This is a genomic window from Ilumatobacter sp. (assembly GCF_030065885.1).
Taxonomy (GTDB): domain Bacteria; phylum Actinomycetota; class Acidimicrobiia; order Acidimicrobiales; family Ilumatobacteraceae; genus Ilumatobacter.
Genome location: NZ_JASJCS010000064.1, coordinates 1 through 21,200 on the forward strand (window position 1 = coordinate 1; position 21,200 = coordinate 21,200).

General features: G+C 70.1%; 23 protein-coding genes. 10 read left to right on the plus strand and 13 right to left on the minus strand.

What is annotated here, in order from left to right:
• On the plus strand, positions 1-414 hold a 414-nt coding region (locus tag QNJ12_RS14105; RefSeq protein ID WP_300623404.1), incomplete at its 5' end, for a fasciclin domain-containing protein.
• Between the two features lie 154 nt (positions 415-568).
• On the opposite strand, the gene cysS is transcribed toward QNJ12_RS14105, so the two are convergent.
• A complete protein-coding gene (cysS, locus tag QNJ12_RS14110; RefSeq protein ID WP_300623405.1) occupies positions 569-1,924 on the minus strand; it encodes a cysteine--tRNA ligase in 1,356 nt (451 codons plus the stop codon).
• Positions 1,925-2,049: 125 nt separating this feature from the next.
• Positions 2,050-2,562, minus strand: a complete 513-nt coding sequence (locus QNJ12_RS14115; protein ID WP_300623406.1) for a formaldehyde-activating enzyme — start codon at positions 2,560-2,562, stop codon at positions 2,050-2,052.
• A gap of 44 nt (positions 2,563-2,606) precedes the next feature.
• Here QNJ12_RS14115 and QNJ12_RS14120 point away from each other — a divergent pair, with 44 nt between their 5' ends.
• Positions 2,607-3,320: a hypothetical protein gene (locus tag QNJ12_RS14120; protein WP_300623408.1), complete on the plus strand. Its 714-nt coding sequence runs from the start codon at positions 2,607-2,609 to the stop codon at positions 3,318-3,320.
• 51 nt (positions 3,321-3,371) lie between these two features.
• Entirely contained in the window at positions 3,372-3,566 is a 195-nt protein-coding gene (locus tag QNJ12_RS14125; RefSeq protein ID WP_300623411.1) for a hypothetical protein, read from the plus strand.
• A gap of 193 nt (positions 3,567-3,759) precedes the next feature.
• Here the strand turns inward: QNJ12_RS14125 and ilvC are convergent, their stop codons facing one another.
• The 7 genes from ilvC to QNJ12_RS14160 all read right to left on the minus strand — a co-directional run bounded on the left by ilvC (position 3,760) and on the right by QNJ12_RS14160 (position 10,360).
• Positions 3,760-4,794 (minus strand): ketol-acid reductoisomerase, encoded by a 1,035-nt coding sequence (ilvC, locus tag QNJ12_RS14130; protein ID WP_300623413.1) that lies wholly within the window; start codon positions 4,792-4,794, stop codon positions 3,760-3,762.
• Positions 4,794-5,357, minus strand: coding sequence for an acetolactate synthase small subunit (gene ilvN / locus QNJ12_RS14135; RefSeq protein WP_300623415.1), 564 nt, complete (start codon positions 5,355-5,357; stop codon positions 4,794-4,796). The genes ilvC and ilvN overlap by 1 nt, the downstream gene beginning before the upstream one ends.
• 55 nt (positions 5,358-5,412) lie before the next feature.
• Entirely contained in the window at positions 5,413-7,164 is a 1,752-nt protein-coding gene (locus QNJ12_RS14140; protein ID WP_300623416.1) for an acetolactate synthase large subunit, read from the minus strand.
• Positions 7,165-7,400: 236 nt separating this feature from the next.
• Entirely contained in the window at positions 7,401-8,744 is a 1,344-nt protein-coding gene (locus QNJ12_RS14145) for a sensor histidine kinase KdpD (protein ID WP_300623418.1), read from the minus strand.
• On the minus strand, positions 8,741-9,427 hold the full coding sequence (locus QNJ12_RS14150; RefSeq protein WP_300623420.1) for a response regulator transcription factor: 687 nt from the start codon (positions 9,425-9,427) through the stop codon (positions 8,741-8,743). Before QNJ12_RS14150 ends, QNJ12_RS14145 begins: the two co-directional genes overlap by 4 nt.
• Before the next feature lie 4 nt (positions 9,428-9,431).
• Positions 9,432-9,923, minus strand: coding sequence for a hypothetical protein (locus QNJ12_RS14155; RefSeq protein WP_300623421.1), 492 nt, complete (start codon positions 9,921-9,923; stop codon positions 9,432-9,434).
• Entirely contained in the window at positions 9,920-10,360 is a 441-nt protein-coding gene (locus tag QNJ12_RS14160) for a hypothetical protein (RefSeq protein ID WP_300623423.1), read from the minus strand. The genes QNJ12_RS14155 and QNJ12_RS14160 overlap by 4 nt, the downstream gene beginning before the upstream one ends.
• A 177-nt stretch (positions 10,361-10,537) precedes the next feature.
• On the opposite strand from QNJ12_RS14160, the gene QNJ12_RS14165 reads away from it, so the two are divergent.
• Entirely contained in the window at positions 10,538-11,239 is a 702-nt protein-coding gene (locus QNJ12_RS14165) for an MOSC N-terminal beta barrel domain-containing protein (RefSeq protein ID WP_300623424.1), read from the plus strand.
• Here QNJ12_RS14165 and QNJ12_RS14170 read toward each other — a convergent pair whose 3' ends face one another.
• Both QNJ12_RS14170 and QNJ12_RS14175 read right to left on the minus strand, forming a co-directional pair.
• Positions 11,240-12,256: an LLM class flavin-dependent oxidoreductase gene (locus QNJ12_RS14170; protein WP_367281795.1), complete on the minus strand. Its 1,017-nt coding sequence runs from the start codon at positions 12,254-12,256 to the stop codon at positions 11,240-11,242. It lies immediately after the preceding gene.
• A gap of 81 nt (positions 12,257-12,337) precedes the next feature.
• Positions 12,338-13,204 (minus strand): LysR family transcriptional regulator, encoded by an 867-nt coding sequence (locus tag QNJ12_RS14175; RefSeq protein ID WP_300623426.1) that lies wholly within the window; start codon positions 13,202-13,204, stop codon positions 12,338-12,340.
• A 70-nt stretch (positions 13,205-13,274) separates the two neighbouring features.
• Here QNJ12_RS14175 and QNJ12_RS14180 point away from each other — a divergent pair, with 70 nt between their 5' ends.
• Complete coding sequence (locus QNJ12_RS14180; protein ID WP_300623428.1) at positions 13,275-14,594, plus strand: inositol-3-phosphate synthase; 1,320 nt, start codon at positions 13,275-13,277, stop codon at positions 14,592-14,594.
• Positions 14,595-14,618: 24 nt separating this feature from the next.
• On the opposite strand, the gene QNJ12_RS14185 is transcribed toward QNJ12_RS14180, so the two are convergent.
• Positions 14,619-15,194 carry a 5-formyltetrahydrofolate cyclo-ligase gene (locus QNJ12_RS14185; RefSeq protein ID WP_300623430.1) on the minus strand — a complete coding sequence of 192 codons (576 nt, stop codon included), beginning with the start codon at positions 15,192-15,194 and terminating at the stop codon, positions 14,619-14,621.
• 25 nt (positions 15,195-15,219) lie between these two features.
• Between QNJ12_RS14185 and QNJ12_RS14190 the strand changes: the two genes are divergently transcribed.
• The 4 genes from QNJ12_RS14190 to QNJ12_RS14205 all read left to right on the plus strand — a co-directional run bounded on the left by QNJ12_RS14190 (position 15,220) and on the right by QNJ12_RS14205 (position 19,641).
• Entirely contained in the window at positions 15,220-15,741 is a 522-nt protein-coding gene (locus QNJ12_RS14190) for a flavin reductase family protein (RefSeq protein WP_300623432.1), read from the plus strand.
• Between the two features lie 80 nt (positions 15,742-15,821).
• A complete protein-coding gene (locus QNJ12_RS14195) occupies positions 15,822-16,157 on the plus strand; it encodes a hypothetical protein (protein ID WP_300623434.1) in 336 nt (111 codons plus the stop codon).
• A gap of 70 nt (positions 16,158-16,227) precedes the next feature.
• On the plus strand, positions 16,228-16,620 hold the full coding sequence (locus QNJ12_RS14200) for a DUF3054 domain-containing protein (RefSeq protein WP_300623435.1): 393 nt from the start codon (positions 16,228-16,230) through the stop codon (positions 16,618-16,620).
• 117 nt (positions 16,621-16,737) lie between these two features.
• Positions 16,738-19,641, plus strand: coding sequence for a PAS domain S-box protein (locus tag QNJ12_RS14205; RefSeq protein WP_300623436.1), 2,904 nt, complete (start codon positions 16,738-16,740; stop codon positions 19,639-19,641).
• Positions 19,642-19,676: 35 nt separating this feature from the next.
• On the opposite strand, the gene QNJ12_RS14210 is transcribed toward QNJ12_RS14205, so the two are convergent.
• Positions 19,677-19,868: a hypothetical protein gene (locus tag QNJ12_RS14210; protein WP_300623438.1), complete on the minus strand. Its 192-nt coding sequence runs from the start codon at positions 19,866-19,868 to the stop codon at positions 19,677-19,679.
• A gap of 98 nt (positions 19,869-19,966) precedes the next feature.
• On the opposite strand from QNJ12_RS14210, the gene QNJ12_RS14215 reads away from it, so the two are divergent.
• Positions 19,967-21,187 (plus strand): MFS transporter, encoded by a 1,221-nt coding sequence (locus tag QNJ12_RS14215; protein WP_300623440.1) that lies wholly within the window; start codon positions 19,967-19,969, stop codon positions 21,185-21,187.
• Positions 21,188-21,200 lie beyond the last annotated feature (13 nt).

Sequence of the window (21,200 nt, forward strand, 5' to 3'; positions counted from 1 at the left end):
GCCACGAACCCCGACGCCGAGTTGACCGCGTTCCTCCCGACCGACGCCGCCTTCCGCCGCTTGGTCTACGAGATCTCCGGTCAGTGGATCCGCTCGGAGGCCGAGGTCTTCGCCGCCGTCGTCGGCCTCGGCGTCGAGACCGTGGGCAACGTCCTCGCCTACCACGTCGTCCCGGCGAAGATCTCGTACCGCGACGCGCTCGCCAGCAACGGTGCGACGATCCCGACGCTGCTCGACGGGGCCACGCTCGACGTCAAGGTCAAGCGCTTCTTCTGGTTCCGCTACGTGCAGCTCGTCGATGCGGACACCAACGACCGCGACGCACGCGTCGTCCGGCCGAACATCGGCGGCGAGGCCGCCAACGGCTTCGCCCACGGGATCAACCGGGTGATGCGCCCGATCGACCTGCCCTGAGCGACTGATCAACCCCCACCACCCAGCTCGCCCGAACCCCCCGGTCGGGACGAGCGGCTTCGAGAGCCGGGTTCGCAGTGCCTCCCGCGGGCCCGGCTCTCGCCGTTCCCGGCGGGCTTGCATCAGCCGGACGGCGGGGCCCGCCTGCCGCGTGTCAGCGGCGGACCGACGTGCCGTCGCGTGTGGTCTCGACGATCCAGCCGGCGGCTTGGAGCTCGTCGCGGATCGCATCGGCAGTGGCGTAGTCCTTCCCGGCACGCGCCTGATCGAGGGCGGCGGCGCGGGCGGCGATCTCGGCCGGTACGTCCGTGGCCGCGTGCAGCTCGAGTCCGAACGTCGCCGCGATCTCGTTGGCAGCGGCGACCAGGCCCGCGGCTGCGTCGTCACCTGCGTCGAGCGCCGCGTTCGCATGACGCACGGTGTCGAACAGCAGCGCGGTCGCCCGCGGCGTGTCGAGATCGTCGTCCATGGCCGAGCGGAACTCCTCGAGCACGGCCGGATCGGGCGGCGCAGCCGGCACGTCGGCGGTGCGTGCTGCGAACGCGTCGAGGCCTGCCAACGACTTGACCACCGCGTCGACGCTCTCCTGCGTGAACGTGACCGGGCGGCGGTAGTGCGACTGCAGCAACGTCATGCGGTACGCCCGCGGGTCGAACGCCTCGATGAAGTCGAGCAGGTTCGACACGTTGCCGAGGCTCTTGGACATCTTCTCGCCCTCGGCATCGACGACGAATCCGTTGTGCATCCAATGCGTGGCGAAGCGCTTGCCCAGCGCTGCGGCCTGGGCACGCTCGTTCTCGTGGTGCGGGAAGCGCAGGTCCTGGCCACCGCCGTGGAGGTCGAAGCCCTCGCCGAGCAGGCCGAGGCTCATCACGACGCACTCGCTGTGCCAGCCGGGCCGTCCGCCGCCCCAGGGTGACGGCCATGACGGCTCGCCCGGCTTCGAGAACTTCCACAGCACGAAGTCGGCGGGGTGGCGCTTGTCGCCGGCGCCGAACACCTCGCGATCGCCGCCGCCCGAGCGCATGTCGTCGAGCGACTGGTGGGCCAGCAACCCGTAGTCGGGCACGGTCTCGACGGCCAGGTACACGCCGTCGTCGGTGAGGTAGGCGTTGCCGCCGTCGACGAGCTCGCCGATCAGCTCGACCATCTCGTCGACGTACTCGGTCGCGTGAGGCACGTCGCTCGGTCGCTCGACGCCGATGCCGTGCATCGCCTTGAACCACATCGCCTCGCACTTGGTGGCGATGTCCTGCCACGGGCGGTCCTCCCGCACCGCACGGTTGATGATGTTGTCGTCGATGTCGGTGACGTTGGAGACCAGCCGCACCTCGAACCCCGACCACTCGAGGTAGCGCCGGAGGATGTCGTACGTCAGCGTGGCGCGGCCGTGGCCGATGTGCGCCGGGCCGTACACCGTCGGCCCACAGACGTAGATGCTGACCTTCCCGGGCTCGCGCAGGGCGAGCTCACGGACCTCTCGGGTCGCGGTGTCGTAGAGGTGCAGCATGGTCGGCCATCCTACGACCGGCCCCACCGATGCCGGCGTTGAGTTCCGACCGCTGAAGCCGACCCGTCGCGAGTTGTGTCCGAGACAACTTGCGACGGGAGTGGCGCTGGGATGGAACGGTGTCGCTACGACCGACCCGAGCGGAAGTACGGGTTCTCGGGAACCTCGATCTCGACGAGGTGACCGTGCCACGGACCTCCTGCGGCCCCGACCTTGAGCGCCGCGATCGTCGCGTCGCGGGTATTCGCGAACACGGCGTCTTCGTCGTCGGCCTGCGGATCGATCCACGCCGAGACGATGAGGCAGAGCTCACCGTCGGGGTCGTCCATCTTCAGGTCGAGCACCGCAGCGGCGACGCCCGCCTGCCCCGCGCCCAGCGTCAGCTCGGCGTGTCGCTGATCGGTCACACCGATCGCCGGCACGAAGAGGGTGAACGGCACGACGGGCAGATTCGGCTTGGCCACCACGACGAACGGCGAATGCCCCATCGTCGGCGTGGCCAGCGCCGTGGTCCACGCCGAACCGACGGGGCCGTCCCGGACCCCGAGCACCGTGCTCACGAGCACCGCCTCGGCGCCGGAGCCGGCGGACCCCTCCCCGAACTGGGGAGCCATCGGCGTGGGCTGGTCGGTCGTCACGGCGCCGTCTTTTTGTTCATCGCTCGCGACTCTACGCTGGCGCCATGCCGATCCACTTGCGCGCCGAGCCCGACGACTACGCCCCGAACGTGTTGTGTCCGGGTGACCCGAGGCGTGCGCAGTACATCGCCGAGACGTTCTTCGATCCCGGCTTCCGCCTGGTCAACGAGGAGCGCGGCATGCTCGGCTTCACGGGCACGTTCGAGGGCGCGCCGATCAGCGTCCAGACCACGGGGATGGGTTGCCCGTCGGCCGGCATCGTCTTCGAGGAGCTCGTGATGCTCGGGACGAAGCGCTTGGTACGGGTGGGCACGTGCGGCGGCCTCAAGGAGGGCATGCAGATGGGCGACACGGCGATCGGCATCAGCGCGACGCCGGAGGACCCGACCGCGCTCCGGCTGGCGCAGATGGACTCCTACGCTCCCGCCGCCACGTTCGAGCTCGTCGAGACCGCAGTGCGGCTGAGTCGTGAGCAGGGCGCCGAGGTCCACGTCGGCCCGATCGTGTCGAGCCACGTCTTCTACGACCCCGACCCCGGCACGTTCGCCCGGTGGAAGCGCGTCGGCCACATCGGCGTCGAGATGGAGGCTGCGATGATGTACACCGTCGCGGCGATCAACGGCCTCGAGGCGCTGGCGATGATGACGGTCTCGGACATCCTCGAGGAGTCGGGCGAGGCGACGCGCATCGGCGACGACGAGCTCAAGCGAGGTGTCGACGCCATGATGCGGATCGCCTGCCGCGTCGCCGTCAGCTGAGATTCTCGTGATTGTTCGCGACTTCTGGTCGAGCCGGCGCGTCTGTTCATCGTGCGACGCCGGACCGACCACCGTTCCCCCACCGACGTCGCCGATGCCAGTACCACGGCAGACGGCACGCCACAGGCCGATCGCGGCGAACGTCGCGACGGCCTGTGGCGGGTCGTGATCGAGTTCGAGCGCCTCCGGCGAGGCCGGGCGGCATACACCGACGACCCGCCCCGCCGCGTCGACCGCCTCCCCTGACGCCCGATCGGTCCTGGCCCGCAAGCGCGGGGCACCGATCCGAGCCCGTCGCACGGCGCCACCATCGCCGACGAGGCATTCAGGTTTCCGAGTCGGAGGCGGATCGGCCGAGCGCAAGATGCGACGAACCCGAACTGGCTGATGGGCAGCGAGCGGCGAGACGGAACGCCGCGATCGGGCGATCCGGCCCGACTCAGCTGTCGCCGCCGCTCGCTTCGGCGACCTTCTGCTTGCCGGCGCTGATCCACGGCATCATCGCCCGCAGCTCGGCGCCGACGACCTCGATCGGGTGCTGCTTGCCCTCGTCCTGCAGTCGGTGGTAGTTGGCCCGACCGGACTCGCTCTCGGCGACCCACTCGTCGGCGAACTGGCCGGACTGGATCTCGCCGAGGATCTCCTTCATCGTCGCCTTGGTGTCCTCGGTGATGACGCGTGGCCCACGCGTCAGGTCGCCGTACTCCGCGGTGTCGGAGATCGAGTAGCGCATCCCCGCGATGCCCTCCTCGTACATGAGGTCGACGATCAGCTTCACCTCGTGCAGGCACTCGAAGTACGCCATCTCGGGCGCATAGCCGGCCTCGACCAACGTCTCGAAGCCGTACTGCACGAGCTTGGTCAGACCGCCGCACAGCACGACCTGCTCGCCGAACAGGTCGGTCTCGGTCTCCTCGGGGAACGTGGTCTCGATGACGCCGGCGCGCGCGCCGCCGATCGCCTCGGCGTACGAGAGGGCCAGCGCCTTCGCGTTGCCGGTGGCGTCCTGGTCGACGGCGATCAGCGCCGGAACGCCACCACCTTCGACGTACGTGCGGCGCACGAGGTGACCGGGACCCTTGGGCGCGATCATGATGCAGTCGACGCCTTCGGGCGCCGCGATGCGCCCGAATCGCACGTTGAAGCCATGGGCGAACGCGATGGCGTCCCCGGGCTGGAGGTGGCCGGCGATGTGCTCGTCGAAGATCCGCTTCTGCTCGGTGTCGGGCGCGAGGATCATGATGACGTCGGCCCACGCCGCGGCGTCGTCGAGCGACTTCACGGTCAGGCCCGCGTTCTCGGCCTTCGGCTTCGACGACGAGCCGTCGCGGAGGCCGACGCACACGTCGACGCCGGACTCCTTGAGGTTGAGTGCGTGGGCATGGCCCTGCGAGCCGTAGCCGATGATCGCGACCTTGCGACCGCGGATGATCGTGGGGTCGGCGTCGGCTTCGTAGTACACGTTGGCGGCCATCAGCCCACCTTTCCAGTCTGTTGCTTGTTGGAGACGGCGCGCAGGCGAGCGCCGCGATCGAGTTTCGGGAGCGCCACCCTGCCGGTGCGCTGGAGCTCGACGAGGCCGTAGCCCCCGATGAGCTCTTCGAAATCATCCAGCTTGTCGGGGTGGCCCTCCAAACTGATCGTCAGCGCCTCGGCGGCGACGGCGAGGATCTTCGCCTCGAAGATCGTGACCAGCTCGACGATCTGACCGCGCTCGGACGGGGCGGCGCGCACCGTGGCCAACAGCAGCTCGCGCTCGACCGAGCGTCGCGGATCGAGTTCGCTGATCTTGACGACGTCGATCAGCTTGAACAACTGCTTGGTGATCTGTTCGAGCGGCGCCGACTCGACGTCGACGACGATCGTGATGCGGCTCATCCCCTCGTCCTCGGCGGGCGCGACGGCGAGCGAGAAGATGTTGTACCCGCGCCGGGCGAACAGCCCGGCCACGCGCGCCAGCACGCCGGGCCGGTTCTGGACGAGCACGGACAGGATGTGGTGGTTCAACGACGAACCGAACGGGTTGATGGCAGTCATGAGAGTGCTCCTCGAGAGCGTTACAGAAGGTGTCTGACACCTTCTGTAACGCTGGTCAGGCGAGTCGATCGCGGATGGTCTGCTGGGTCGGGTGCACGATCAGCTCGTCGTTCGACGCGCCGGCGGGCACCATCGGGAACACCTTCTCGTCGGAGTCGGTGCGGAACTCGACGACCACGCTGCGGTCGTTGATCGCGTTCGCCTTCTCGATCGCCGGGGCGACCTCCTCGGGCGACTCGACCCGGATGCCGACGCAGCCCATCGACTCGGCCCACTTCACGAAGTCGGGCACGTCGGTCGAGAGGTACACCTCGCTGTAGCGCTCGTCGTAGAACATCTCCTGCCACTGGCGGACCATGCCGAGGTAGCTGTTGTTGAGGAGCGCCACCTTGATCGGGATGCGCTCGACCGTGGCGGTCACCAGCTCCTGCGCGGTCATCTGGAAGCAGCCGTCACCGTCGACGGCCCACACCGTGTGATCCGGCCGGCCGACCTTGGCGCCGATCGCAGCGGGGACCGAGAAGCCCATCGTGCCGAGGCCACCCGAGTTCACCCAGGTGTACGGCTCGTCGAAGTTCCAGTGCAGCGACGACCACATCTGGTGCTGCCCGACGCCGGAGCAGAGGATCGTGCCCTCGGGCGCCGCGTCGCGCAGCTCCTCGAGGCAGTGCTGCGGCTTCAGCGCGGCGCCCGGCTCGCTGCGCTCGTAGGTGAGCGGGAACTGCTCTTGCCAGCCGGAGATGCGGCTCTTCCAGGCACTCGTGTCGGGCTGCTCGGCGCCACCTTCCTTGAGGTCGCGGATGGCCCTCACGATCTCCTCGGTGACGAGCCGGCAGTCGCCGACGATCGGCACGTCGGGGCGCCGCACCTTGCCCTGTTCGGCCGGGTCGATGTCGACGTGGATGATCTTGGCCTCCGGCGCGAACGAGTCGACCTTGCCGGTGATGCGGTCGTCGAAGCGGGCGCCGAGGTTGATGAGCAGGTCGCTCTTCTGCATCGCCGTCGTGGCAGTCGCCGTGCCGTGCATGCCGGGCATGCCGAGGTTGAGCGGGTGGCTGTCGGGGAACACGCCACGCGCCATCAGCGTCGTGACGACGTGGATGCCGGTGAGGTCGACGAGCTCGCGCAGCACCTCCGCGGCACGCGCCTTGAGCATGCCGCCGCCGACGTAGAGGACCGGGCGCTCGGCCTGCATGATGAGGCGCGCCGCCTCCTTGATCATGCGCGGATGCCCCTTCGTGGTCGGCCGGTAGCCGGGCAACGACGCCGACACCTCGTCGTCGCTCGGCCAGTACCAGCTCATCTCGTTCTGGAGGATGTCCTTGGGGACGTCGACCAGGGTCGGGCCGGGGCGGCCGGTGGTGGCGATGTGGAAGGCCTGCCGCACCACCATCGGGATGTCGTCGGCGTCGAGCACCAGCTCGTTGTGCTTGGTGCACGACCGGGTGATGCCGACGGTGTCGCACTCCTGGAACGCGTCGAGCCCGATGCCCGAGCTGGCCACCTGTCCGGTGATCGTGACGGTGGGGATGGAGTCCATGTAGGCGTCCATCAGCGGCGTGACCATGTTCGTCGCCGCCGGACCCGACGTGACGACGGCGACGCCGGCGCGCCCGGTCACGTGCGCGTAACCCTCGGCCATGTGGCCGGCGCCCTGCTCGTGGCGTACCAGGATGTGGCGCATCGAGGACTCGATCAGCGGGTCGTAGGCCGGGAGGATCGCACCGCCGGGCAATCCGAACACGGTGTCGACCTGCTCCATCTCGAGCGATTTGATGAGGGCTTGGGCTCCCGTCATTCGGGTCATGGCTTGGTCTCCTGGTCGAAGGGGGTCGTGGGCGGACGTCGGTGGGCGAAAAACGAAACGACCTCCCGTCGTCGGGAGGTCGGGGCGCACGCGGCAGGTGAAGCCGGTGCGCTAGTCGATGAGTACTACGAGGGCGCGAGGTGCTGCACGCATCAGGCGACAGCATGACAGAACTCCGGGTGGAACACAAGCGCGGGTGGGCGCCGCAACGGGGCGGACTGTTGGCGCGGCTCCGCTCACGACCCCCGCGCCGAGCCGAAGTCGACGACCACCCGAGCGCCGCCGAGCGGGCTGTCGTCGATGGTCACCGACCCGCCGTGAGCGATCGCGACCTGGTGTGCGATCGCCAGCCCGAGACCGGAACCCGGCCCTGTTGCTCCGGCTCGCTCGAATCGTCGGAGCACTCGGTCGCGGTTCGGTGCGGGGATGCCGGGGCCGTTGTCCTCGACCGCGACCGCGCCGGCATCGACCCGGACGACCAGTTCCGCCGGCGACCCGTCGGCGGGTCCGCCGTGCAGTACGGCGTTGCGAACGACGTTGGCGACGGCGAGCTGCGCGCCGTCCGCCCACAGCGGGACGGGCGGCTGCGGTGACGCTTCGACCCGGACGACGACGTCCGCACGTGCCGTCTCGGCGGCGACGACTCCGTCGACGATCTCGGCCAGATCGACGGGCTGGAACCACGCCGGATCCGCGAACTCGGCGTCGGCGAGCGTCCGAACCGCCGCGAGACCCGTCCCGGCGCGTTGGAGCTGATCTCGCGCCATCGCCAGCGCCGCAGCACGGTCGGCCCCACTCGCAGCGTCGCTCGCCGCGATGTCGAGGTTCGTCCGGGCCGACTGCATCGGCGTCCGCAGCTCATGGGTCGCGGAGGAGGCGAACCCCCGCGCCGCCTCGAGGGCTGCGTTCCGTCGAGCGGTCTCCGCGGCGAGGTCGGCGAGGCTGCTGTTGAGCGCCGCACCGACCTCGTCGACGTCGGGCGTGCCCGATCGCTCGTGGACATGCCAGGTGGCGGGGTCGTCGCGGTCGATCGCGGCAGCGTCGGTCCGAAGCTGGCTGAGCGGCATCGCGGCTCGCCGCCCGAGCAGGTAGCCGACGGCCCCGGCGAGCAACGCAGCGATCAGACCGATCATGGTGAGCCGGCGGCGGAGGCTGCGGATCCGGTCGTCGACATCGCCGAGGGGTGCGATCAGCTGCACGGTGGCCACGTCGCCGACCCGTGGCACGTTCGTCACGTCCGTCGTGAGCACGCGCCATCGCTCGCCGTCCGCGGAGACGGTCACGAAGCCCTCGCCGGTGTCTGCCGGCATCGACGGCGGCACGCGACCGAGGTCGATCATGGACCCCGTGTCGCCCGCCACGACCCGTGTCGCCGGCATCGTGAGCCGCAGCTCCGACATCGCAAGCTGCTCGGCGACCGCCACGACGATCGGCGCGCTGGCGAGCCGCGCTTCGAGCTCGTCGTCGGTCTGCCGTTCCAACTCGCCCACGAAGCGTGCCTGAACGACGACGACGACACCGATGACGGCGATCAGGGCGGCGCCGAAGGCGGCGAGCCCGGCGCGCGTCGCGAGCCTCATGACGCGCGCAGCACGAACCCGACCCCGCGGACCGTCTCGATCTCCGGCGCCGACTCGACGGCACCCAGTTTGCGCCGCAGGTAGCCGATGAACACGTCGACCACGTTCGTGTCGACGTCGAACTCGTAGCCCCAGACCAGCTCGAGGAGCCGCACGCGGCTCAGCACGATGCCGGCGTTGCGAGCCAGCGCTGTCAGCAGGTCGAACTCGCGGCCGGACAGCTCGATCCGCTCGCCCTCGACCGACGCGAGTCGGCGGTCGACGTCGATCCACAGTGCCCCCGCAACGACCACGTCGGTGTCGCCCGTCGTCGGCGCCCGGCGGAGCAGCGCTTCGATCCTGAGGACCAGCTCCTGGAGATCGAACGGCTTGACGACGTAGTCGTCGGCGCCTGCTTCGAGTCCGACGATGCGATCACCCACTGCGTCGCGGGCGGAGAGGACCAGGACGGGGACGTCCCACCCGTCGGCGCGCAGCTGGGCGCAGAACTCGGTGCCCGACTGCCCGGGGAGCCCGACGTCCAGCACGATCAGATCCGGTCGACGTCTGGCGATCTCGGCCCGAGCGGCATCGGTGTCGCGGGCCCCGACCGCCTCGAAGTCGTGCAACCGAAGGCCGCGAGCGACCGCGTCGCGAACCTCGGCGTCGTCCTCGACGATCAGGATCCGGCGACCAGCTGGCACGGGGTCAATCTTGACTCAGCTGCGCATCGACGTCGTCCAGGAGCGCCTCGATCTCGTCGAGCACGGCCTCGAGCTCGGCGAGCTCCGCCTCGCTGATCGGCGGCTCGACGACCTCGTCGACGCCGCCCTGCTCCGCTTCGTCGGCAGTCGTCGGGGTCGACGGCTGCGTGGTCGCCGGTGCCGGTTCGAGCTCAGCGGCCGGGTCGGCGCCATCGGTCGTCGCAACGGTCCCGCCGTCGTCGACCTCGCCGAGGTCGACGAGGTCGCCCCCGGACGTGGTCACCACCGAGACATCGGTGTCGTCGACTGCGACGCTGCCATCGACGGGCGCAGCCGAGCTCGTCTTCTGCGACGACGTGTCCACGGCCTCGACCTGCGACTCGACGCTGGATCCCGTCGTCGCCGTCGAGACGCCCGACGAATCGTCGCCGGAGCCGCAACCGGCGACGACGAAGACCGCCGCCGCGACTGCAGTCAACGTGCGGTGAGCGCTCACTGATCGAGTTCGGCACAGCGGTCGAGGATGTCCTCGACGTGCACCGCTCGTTCGCGGAGTTGCTCGAGCGACATCTCGCGGATCTGGAGCCGGTTCTGCAGCATCGTGCCGCGGTCCTCCCAGCCGCGACGCTGCGCGTTCTCGACCCGGGCCTGCAGCCAGGCGAGCGAGCCGCGTGTCTCGGCGTCGCCCTCGAGGCGTTCGATCCGGTTCTGCACACGAACCTGCACGTTCTCGGCGCGCAGGCAGAGCCGCTCGAGACGCTGTTGGATCCGCGCTGCCTCGTCCTCGGAGGTCTCCGGCGCATCGCTCGACGCCGTCGCCGCGCTCACCGCGGCCGGCGCGACGAGCACGGCACTCAGCCCGAACGCTGCGATGGCGACCGAGCGGGCCGCGCTGCGCTTCGGCCCACGTTGGGGGGTGGTGGGGGTTGCCATTGGTCTCTCCGTCTGTCGGGGGATCCGCCTGTCGGCGGATCCCGGCTCTCGATGGTCACGATCGTCGGCGTTCCTAAGGACGCTCTAAGGATCAGCTGTGACGCTCGCCACACGGGCGACCATGGAGAACTGCGCTGCACGAACGGATGGTCGCGAGACCGCTGCTACGGTCCGGCCGTGCTCACGGTCTCGGAGATCTGGCGGTTCCCGGTGAAGTCGCTCGGTGGCGAGCAGCTCGACGCCGCCGACGTCGACGAGCTCGGCATCGCCGGCGACCGGCAGTGGGGTCTCTACGACCCGGCGACCGGCATGGTGTTGACGGCGCGCCGGGAACCCGACCTGCTGTTCCTCTCGTCGCGTCTCGACGGCGGTCGCCCGGTGATCACCGACGAGCACGGTGCCGTGCTCGCCGACGACGCCGCGCTCTCGGCTCGACTCGGCCGTCCGGTCGAGCTCCGGGCCGCGTCCGACGGGCCCGGCACGTTCGAGAACCCGATGGACGTCGACAACGAGGCCGACTGGATGCAGTGGCAGAGCTCGGGCGGCACCTTCCACGACGGCCGCTCGAAGATCTCCCTCGTGTCACGGGCGTCGCTCGGAGAGTGGGATCGCCGGCGATTCCGCATCAACCTGATCCTCGACGGCTCGGGCGAGGAGACGCTGGCCGGCGACGTCACCGTGGGCGCGGCACGACTGTCGATCCGCAAGCCGATCGACCGCTGCATCATGATCAGCCGCGCCCAGCCGGGCATCGACAAGGATCTGAGCGTGCTCAAGCGAGTCATCAAGGAGCGTGACAACAAGCTCGGCATCGGCGCTGTCGTCACTTCCCCGGGGGCGATCGCCGTCGGCGACGTCGTCAGCGGGATCGACAGCTGATCACGACGCCACGGCCAGCTGGCACGCCGGTTCCGGCTCGCCGCCGGTGCCGCGGCGGACGCCGCGCGGGACGCGGGGAGCGAGCACCTCAGGCATCCGCGACGGCCGCCCTGACCGCCGGGACGGTCTCGCTGAGGTAGGCGTCGACCATGTCGCGGTCGAGCGGCGCGCGGACGGCGACGTTGACCATGTCCGCACCGGCGTCCCGGGGTACTCGAGGAGGCGCTGCACGGCGTCCTCCGGGCTGCCGTTGAGCGATCCACCCGACACCCGCTCCCACATCGGGCCCCACTGGGCCGCGAGGTCCGCGTGGGAGCGACCGAGGTCGAACATGACGTTGATCGACCGCTCGATCGTCGACGGGTCGCGGCCCAGGTCGGCGCAGTGAGCGTCGAGCACGTCGTTGAGGCGACCGAACTCGTCGGGTGAGATGTACGCCGCGTTCCATCCGTCCGCGCATCGAGCGGCGATCCGCAGCGTCCGCTTCTCGCCGACGCCGCCGATCCAGAGCGGCATCGTGCCGCCCACCGGCGCCGGGAGCATCGACGCGTTCGAAGCCCGGAAGTACTCGCCGTCGTGGGTGGTGCGATCGTTCGTGAAGTAGCTCGTGATCAGGCCGGCGGCCTCGTCGAGCATGTCGAGCCGCTCCCCCACCGACGGGAAGTCGTAGCCGTACGCCTCGGCTTCCCACTCGTGCCACCCGCCGCCGAGCCCGAGCTCGAAGCGTCCGCCCGAGATGTGATCGATCGTCGTCGCTGCCTTCGCCAGGAGCCCCGGGTTGCGGTACCCGACGTAGAACACGAGGCAGCCGAGGCGGGCGCGCTGCGTGTCGGCCGCCAGCGCGCCGAGGCACGCGATCGCCTCGAAGTGCGGGATCGTGCCGCCGGCGGGTGGCGCCTCGTAGAGGTGATCCCAGACCGAGATCCAGTCGAGACCCTCGTCGTCGGCGCGGCGCCACAGCGCCCGCATCTCGTCCATCGACATGTTCTGCTGACCGATGTGCACCCCGAGCTGCATCTGCTCGAACGTAGCCAGTCGTACCGGGTCGTCCGACGCCGGCGATCGACGTCGCGTCGTGCGAGGGCGGGCAGACGATCGTCAGGCGACCCGCAGGCGCTCGGCCAGCTCGTCGACCGCCGGGTCGTGGACCGAGCCGGCACGGGTCGCCAGCACGAGCTGGCGGCGGACGAGCTCGGGCCCGATCACCACGTCGACGCGTTCGAACGACGCGTCGACCGGGAGGACGGTCCATCCCAGGCCGAGCACCACCATCTGGAGCAGGACGTCGGGTTGGTGGCTCTCGGCTGCGATCCGAACCGGCGCGCCGAGCTCGCCGAGACGCTCGGTGATCCGGTGCCGGGTGTGCGAACCCGACGGGAACAGCAACCACGGCCCCCACGACGACGGGGCGCCGATCGTCGTTCCGGCAGGTGCGACCACGGCGAGCGGCTCGCTCCGCAGCTCTGCGAGCTCGACGCCGGGCCGTGGCTCGGGAGGTTCGACGCACACCACGAGGTCGAGATCGCCGTCCCGCAGCGCGTCGAGCAGCCGCGCCGACGGCGACACCGACAGCAGCAGCTCGACGGCGGGCCGTTCCGCGCGGAACGTTCGCAGCACATTCGGGAAGTGCACGACGGCCGCCACGTCGATCATGCCGACCCGTACCCGGCCGGCCCGGGCCGTCTGCATCCGATCCGACCACTCGAGGAGGTCACGCGTCAGCCCGACGACCCGGCGGGCGTGATCGAGCACGGGCGTCGCCGCCGGCCGCAGCACCCGGCGCCGCCCCGCTGGTTCGAAGAGGCTGACGCCGACACGTCGCTCGAGCTCGGCGAGCCCCTGCGACAGCGCCGAGGCGCTGACGCCCATGCGGTCGGCCGCACGTGCCCAGGTCGACGACTCGGCGACGGCGACGAGGTACTCGAGCTGCCGGATCGAGATGTCGGGGAGCATGGGCGCCTGCACCCTGCGCAGAATAGTTCAGAGTTGCTTCACTCATGCGTCGGCGACGACGGATTCCCTTACGATTCAGGGTATGAACGAACGACAGATCGCTCCCGCCGACGGCAAGCTCGGCGTCCTCACGGTCGGCCTCGGCGCAGTGTCCTCCACCCTGATCGCCGGTGTCGAGCTCGCCAAGCGCGGGCAGGCCGACCCGATCGGCTCGCTGACGCAGATGGCCACGATCCGGCTCGGCAAGCGCACCGACGCCCGCAGCCCGCTGATCAAGGACTTCGTGCCGCTCGCCTCGCTCGACGACATCGTGTTCGGCGCATGGGATCCCTTCCCGGACGACGCCTACGTCGCCGCGCAGCGCGCCGGCGTGCTCGAGTCCGGCAAGCACCTCGAGGGCATCTCCGACGTGCTCCGCGAGGTCCGGCCGATGCCGGCCGCGTTCGACCGCACGTACGTGAAGCGCCTCGACGGTGAGAACACGATGGACTCGGTCGACAAGCGCGCCATGCTCGACGCGATCCGGGAGGACATCAACCGCTTCCGCGAGGAGAAGGGGGTCGAGCGGGTCGTCATGATCTGGGCGGCCTCGACCGAGATCTTCATCGAGCCCGGCCCGGCCCACCAGTCGATCGAGGCGTTCGAGGCAGCCATCGACGCCAACGACCCGACGATCGCGCCATCGATGCTCTACGCCTACGCGGCGATCCTCGAGGGCGTGCCGTTCGCGAACGGCGCGCCGAACCTCACCGTCGACATCCCGGCGCTCCGCGACCTCGCCGTCGAGCGTGGCGTCCCGATCTCGGGCAAGGACTTCAAGACCGGCCAGACGCTGATCAAGACCGTGCTCGGCCCGATGCTCAAGGCCCGCATGCTCGGCCTCTCGGGTTGGTACTCGACGAACATCCTCGGCAACCGCGACGGCGAGGTGCTCGACGACCCCGAGAGCTTCAAGACGAAGGAGGAGTCGAAGCTCGGCGTGCTCGAGCACATTCTCGAGCCCGAGAAGTTCCCCGAGCTGTACGGCGACGTGTACCACAAGGTGCGCATCAACTACTACCCGCCCCGCGGTGACAACAAGGAGGGCTGGGACAACATCGACCTGTACGGATGGCTCGGCTACCCGATGCAGATGAAGGTCGACTTCCTCTGCCGCGACTCGATCCTCGCCGCACCGCTGGCGCTCGACCTGGTGCTCTTCTCCGACCTCGCGCAGCGTGCCGGCATGTCCGGGATCCAGGAGTGGCTGAGCTTCTACTACAAGGCGCCGATGGTGGCGCCGGGTCTCTATCCCGAGCACGACCTGTTCATCCAGCTCACCAAGCTGAAGAACACGCTGCGCTGGATGATGGGTGAGGACCAGATCACCCACCTCGGCCGCGAGTACTACGAGGACGTGTGACGATCACCCCCATCTCAGGTTGTGTCAGGTCGTGTCTGACACCTCCTGAAACGGGGTGGCGTCGGTGATCACGAGATCGACGCGGACGTCGTGCGGCTCGATCGGCAGTTCGGCGACAACCTGGGGCTCGAAGCCGACACCGATCGTGGTGCAGTCGTGGCGTGTCCGGGCCAGGAAGCGGTCGTACCAGCCGCCGCCCTGGCCGAGGCGGTCGCCGGCCAGGGAGAACGCGAGCCCGGGAACGATCACGACGTCGACCCGGCTCGGATCGTCGGGCGGATGGGCGGCCGGATCGGCGTCGGGAACGATGACCTGCTTGCCCTCGGCACGGCACCACTCGATGAACGGGGCCGTGATCGGCTCGCCCGGCACCGAGTCGAACACCATGACCACGGTGGCGCGGGCCACCTCGGGCCGCGCCCGGACGTGGCGCCACAACCGAGCCGAACGTTCCGCACGGTCGGGGAGCGCCCTCCGTATCGCTCGCATCTCGCGCCGCAGGGCCCGCTTCGCGTCGTCGATGCCGGTCGTGGCCTCCGCGCTCGCCGCGTCGCCGATCGCGCCGGGTCGCCTGGATGGGTGGTTGATCGGGTCCGGCACGCTCGCGGAATCTAGTGTCGGTCACGTGACGGACGCCGCAGACCACTCTTTCGACAGCCAGGAGTTCCGGACCGTGCTCGGGCACTTCCCGACCGGGGTCACCATCGTCTCGGGCATGCACGACGACGAACCGGTCGGGTTCACGATCGGCTCGTTCACGTCGGTCTCCCTCGACCCGCCGCTGGTGGGCTTCCTACCGATGAAGGACAGCGAGACGTGGGCGTCGATGGCGAAGGGCGGGTCCTTCTGCGTCAACGTGCTGTCGCGCGACCAGGCCGACCTCTGCTGGAAGTTCGCCAAGAGCGACGACGAGGAGCACCGCTACGACGAGGTGAAGTGGCACCCCGCGCCCACTGGATCGCCGATCATCGACCGCGCCGTCGCGTGGATCGACTGCAACGTCGAGGAGGTCTACGAGATGGGCGACCACTACTTCGTGCTGGGCCGCGTCGTCGCGCTCGACGCCGACGCCGACCAGAACGGCGAGGGCCCGTTCCCGCTCCTGTTCTTCAAGGGCACGCTCGGCGGATTCGCCGCCGAGGGGTAGGGGCCACGTCGGTCCGCCGCTTCACGCCGCGCAGGACCGGCCGAGGAGCGGCGCCATCCCCGTCCTGCGAAGATGACGGGATGAGCGACGATGTGAAGCGCAGTTGGCAGGCGCTCGGCGAGCAGATGAGCGCGCTCGGCTCGCTCGTGCACGAGCGGCTGAGCGCGCCGGGCGACGACCGTGACGGCGGGGGACGGGCCGACGGCGCGACCGAACAGATCAGGGCAGCCCTCGAGGACGTGGTGGTCGCCACCCGCCAGCTCGGCGAGCGGATCGGCGATGTCGCTCGCGACGAGGACGTCCGTGCGACCGCGACCGACACGATGGGCTCCCTCGACGACGCGCTCCGCGCGACCGTCGACCTGATCACCGAGCGGATCGAGGACGTCGTCGGGACGGCATCCGACGACGAGTGAACGAGCCCACGCCGGGTCCGGTCGCGGCCGGAGCGCCCGAAGCACGCCGGATCCCGGCACACTGACCTCCATGGCCGCTGAACGTCGCCACGCCCTGGCCGTCGGCATCGACACGTTCGCCGTCGTGCTGTTCGTGGCGATCGGCCGTCGCAGCCACGACGAAGGGTCGGCGCTGAGCGCCACGATCGAGACCGCGCTCCCGTTCCTGATCGGCCTGGCGGTGGCGTGGGTGCTCGTGCGAGCGTGGCGGCACCCGCTGGCGATCCGTGTCGGGCTGGCGATCTGGCCGATCACGGTCCTGGTCGGCATGATCGCACGCCGGACGCTCTTCGACCGCGGTACGGCGACGTCATTCGTGATCGTGGCGACGCTGGTCCTCGGGGCCTTGCTGGTCGGCTGGCGCGTCGGTGCGCGGCAGCTGCTCGGCCGGAGGCCGAGTCCGGCCCGACTCGGCATCCGCTGAGCCCGGCGCATCGCGGCCCGATACCTGGCACGACACAGCCGATCCCGGACTGTCCCAGCCATGTCTCCCCTGTTCGTGCGCGGCATCGTGGTCACGCGGATCACCACGAGGTGATCCGTGCCGGCCGCGCCACTCCCGCATGACGAAGCAGATCGTCTCGCGGCCCTCCGAAGGCTCGGCATCCTCGACACGCCGAGCGAGGAGCGCTTCGACCGTCTGGTCCGGGTCGCCTCGACCGCGCTCGGCATGCCGATCGCGCTCGTCAGCCTGATCGATCAGCACCGGCAGTGGTTCAAGGCACGGGTCGGGCTGGACGCGACGGAGACACCCAGGGAGCAGGCGTTCTGCGCACACGCGATCACGAACCCTGGCGAGACGCTCGTCGTCCCGGACGCCACGCAGGACGAGCGGTTCGCGGACAACCCGCTCGTCACCGACGACCCCAACATCCGCTTCTACGCCGGCCGGGTCGTCCACGGCACCGAAGGCCAGCCGCTCGGCACGCTCTGCGTCATCGATCGGGAGCCGCGCCAGTTCGACGCGCACGACAACCAGGTGCTCTGCGATCTGGCCGAGCTCGTCGAGGAGGAGCTCGCCCAATCCGACCGCAACACCGTGGTGATGGCACTCGAACGCAGCGAGCGCAGCAAGGCGACGCTGCTCCATGCCCTCGAGGAGGGCCTGGTGGTCCAGGACGCGACCGGCCGCATCGTCGAGTGGAACCGAGCCGCCACCGAGCTGCTCGGGCTCTCCGACGACGAGCTGGCCGGTCGTACCTCGATCGATCCCCGCTGGCGGGCCGTCCACGTCGACGGCCGGCCGTGGCCGGGCGAGGACCATCCCGCCATGGAGGCGCTGCGAACGGGCGAACCGGTCAGCGACCGCACGATGGGCGTGCACCGGCCCGACTCGTCGCTGGTCTGGCTCCGGGTGAACTCGCGGCCGATTCGCGACCGTGACGGCCACGTCACGAGCGTCCTCACGCTGTTCGCCGACGTGGTCGCGACGTTCGACAACGAGCGCGCCTCCGAGACCATGACGCTGCGCCTTCGCCAGGCGATCGAATCGTCCGGCATCGGCACGGCGATCCTCGACGGCCGCGGTTCGACGATGTTCGTCAACGACGCCTACACGGACATCCTGGGCCTCGGCCATCACGACCTGCTCGGCCGTACGCCGACCGTCTGGATCCATCCCGACGACCCGCAGTACGGCGGCCGCGGCTTCGACGAGCTCGGCTGGGGCGATTCGGTCCGTCTCACGACGGAGATCCGAGTGCTCGGCCACGACCGTCGCGACCGATGGGTGCGCGCCCACCTCACCCGTCTCGTCGATCGGTCGACCACCGATCGATTCGTGTTGCAGCTCGAGGACGTCACCGAGCGGCGGCGGTTGGCCGACGCGCTGCGCAGCAGCGAGGAGCTCGCCCGCGCGTCGCTCGACTCGCTCGAGCAGGGCGTCGTCCTCGCCGACGCGACCGGGGCGATCCACCAGATCAACCCGGCCGCCGAACGCATCCTCGGCCACACTGCCGACGAGCTGACCGCCGCGTTCCGATCCGGGACGTGGGAGACGTACGACGAGCACGGCAAGGTGAAGCCGCGTGACCAGCGCCCGATCCGTCGGGTGATGGACACCCGCGAGGCGGTACGGAGCGAGATCCTCGGGTGGCGCCACAGCGCCGGCCACCTGGTCCTGCTCAGGCTGTCGTGCGTCCCGATCCCCGACGCGGACGGCGTCGAAGGTCGCTTCGTCGTCGCCTTCGCCGATGTCACCGACCAGCACCGGGCGGAGCGGCTCGTCGACGCGACCTTCGCCATGGCGCCAGTCGGACTGGCGCTGGTCGACGACGAGCGATCGGTGGTCCGCTGCAATCCGACGTTCGCCACGCACGCCGGTGGGAACGGCGAGGACCCGGGGGGCCAGGCGCTCGACGCCCTCCTCGACATCGCCGGTGACGCGCCGCGGGAGGACGGCACCGGTGCCGGGCTCGGCGACGAGCTCCACCTCGCCGCCGACGACGGCACCCAGTCGTGGATCGAGACCCGCAGCGCCGAGATCGACGACTTCGACCGGTCGATGCGCATCGTCGCCACGTTCGACGTCACCGCCCGCAAGCAGCTCGAGCTCGATCTCCAACGCTTCAGCCACCTGTTCGAGAACGCCAACGACATCATCACGGTCGTCGACCCGACCGGCCAGGTGCTGTACGCCAGCCCGAGCAACGAGCGCGTCCTGGGCTACCCGTTCGGGTGGCGGAGCCCCGGCGGCATCCTCGACCTGGTCCACCCGGACGATCTCCCGGCGACCGCGGCCGAATTCGAGGCGCTGCGCGCCGGTGCACGCGGGTCGGATCCGTTCACGATGCGCGTCCGCAGCTTCGACGGTGAGTGGAAGCACATCGAGACGATCGGCACCAACCTCGTCGACGAGCCATCGGTCAAGGGGATCGTGCTCACCTCACGCGACGTCACCGAACGGCAGCAGCTCAGCGCCGAGCTCGCCCACCGGGCGAGCCACGATCCGCTGACCGATCTCCCCAACCGGGCCGCCGCCGAGGAGCGGCTCGCCGACGCCCTCCGGCGCACGCCCGGGGATCGCCGGCTCGTCGGCGTCTGCTATCTCGACCTCGACGGGTTCAAGACGGTCAACGACACGCTCGGCCACGCCGCCGGCGACGAGGTGATCGTCGACGTCGGCCGGCGACTCGCCGACGGCGTCCGCGAGAGCGACCTCCCGGCGCGCTTCGGCGGCGACGAGTTCGTCGTCGTGCTGGACCAGCTCCCCAACGCCGAGCGGGCGGTCGCCGTGGCCCGCCGGCTCTGGGAGGACCTCACCACGCCGCCGCTCCGGTCCGGTGACGTCCCGGTCGGCGTCAGCGTTGGCATTGCCGTCAGCCAGCCGGACGACACGGTCGACTCGCTGCTGTCCCGCGCCGACACCGCTCTGTACCGCGCCAAGAGCAGCACGACGTCGAAGGTGATCCTGTACGAAGGCCTCGACGTCCCGTCCGTCACGTGACCGCCCGCCCGGCCGGTCCGCGGACCCGCTCGGCGTCAATCGTCGGCCGGCGCCCGCAGATTGAGGTACAGCGCAACGAGCGCGACGAGCACGATCGCCCAGACGAGGAACCTGATCAAGAACCGAATCGTGCCGATCACCGCGCCGAGCAGCCAGAAGAGGACGAGCGCGACGATCACCCATCCGACGATGCTCGCGAGCATGCTGCGGGGTCGCCCGGCCGCCACGGTCCCACACTACGCGCGTGTCTGCCCACCCTGCGGGATACACCCACTCCGTGCGCTCGTGCACGACCGTGTCACACCCGTCCGCGAGGATGGCGGGGGTGGAGTCGGCGAGCGCGTACGCAGCGGTCGAACCGAACCTCCGGCTGATCCCGCTCCACCAGGCGCTCACCCGTTCGCTGGTGTGGCTGCCGATCTTCGTGCTGTTCACCCGGGCGCGGTTCGATCTCGACGGCGCGCTGGTCCTGGCCTCCCTCTACTACCTGTTCGTGGTCGTGCTCGAGGTGCCGTCGGGCTGGATGAGCGATCGGCTCGGCCGCACGATCACGCTGCGCATCGCCGCGGCGAGCTGGGTCGGGGCGCACCTCTCGTTCCTGATCGGCGACGACCGGTTCTGGGCGATCATGCTCGGCCAGTTCCTGCTCGCCGGCGGCTTCGCCTCGTTGTCGGGCACCGACGTGACGTTCCACTTCGACACCCTCGAGTCGTTGGGCCTCGAGCGCGAGTTCGCGCGTCGCGAGGCGAGGGTCGCCTCGATCGGCTTCGCGGCGGCCGCGATGAGCGGGGTGGCCGGTGGGGTGCTCGGTCTGGTCGATCTGCGGCTCGCCTTCCTCGCGTCGCTGGCGCTCGCCGTCGCGCAGCTCGTCGTGGCGATGCGCCTGGTCGAACCGCCCACCGGCCGGCACGCCGACCCCTTCGTGCGGCAGCTCCGGACGTGCGCCGGCTACCTGCGCGACCGCTGGATCGGGTGGATCTTCTTCTACGGCGTCGTGCTGGTGACGCTCGAGCACGTTGCGTTCACCGTCGCCCAGCCCTGGATCACCGAGGTCCTCGATCGCCCGGCCGACGACCTCGGCGTGACGCCGCTGCTGACCGGCACGACGTTTGCGGTCGTTGCCATCGTCGGCTCCGTCGCAGCACGCTCGAGTGCCCGGCTCGGCGAGCGGTTCGGCGTCGCGCCCACGCTGATCGGCTTCGGCGCGCTCTCTGCGGCCGTCGTCACCGGCATGGCGCTGTGGGTGCACGCGGCGATGCTCGTGCTGCTCGCCTTCCGGAGTGCGCAGGGCGCGGCGGCGCCGGTGCTCATCAGCGCCGCCGTCGCCCCCGTCACCGCGCCCGGGCATCGCGCCACGCTGCTCAGCATCAACTCGCTCGCCGGCCGGCTGAGCTACGGCGTGTTCCTCCTCGTCGTCACGACCGACGCCGAGGACGACGTGGTCGGCGTGCTCACGACGTTCTCGATCGTGTCGTGGTCGCTGGTCGCGGTGTTGATCGTCACTGCGTGGTGGGCCACGCGAGGCCGAGCCGCCGCCACCACCTGAGCCCAGCGGCCGC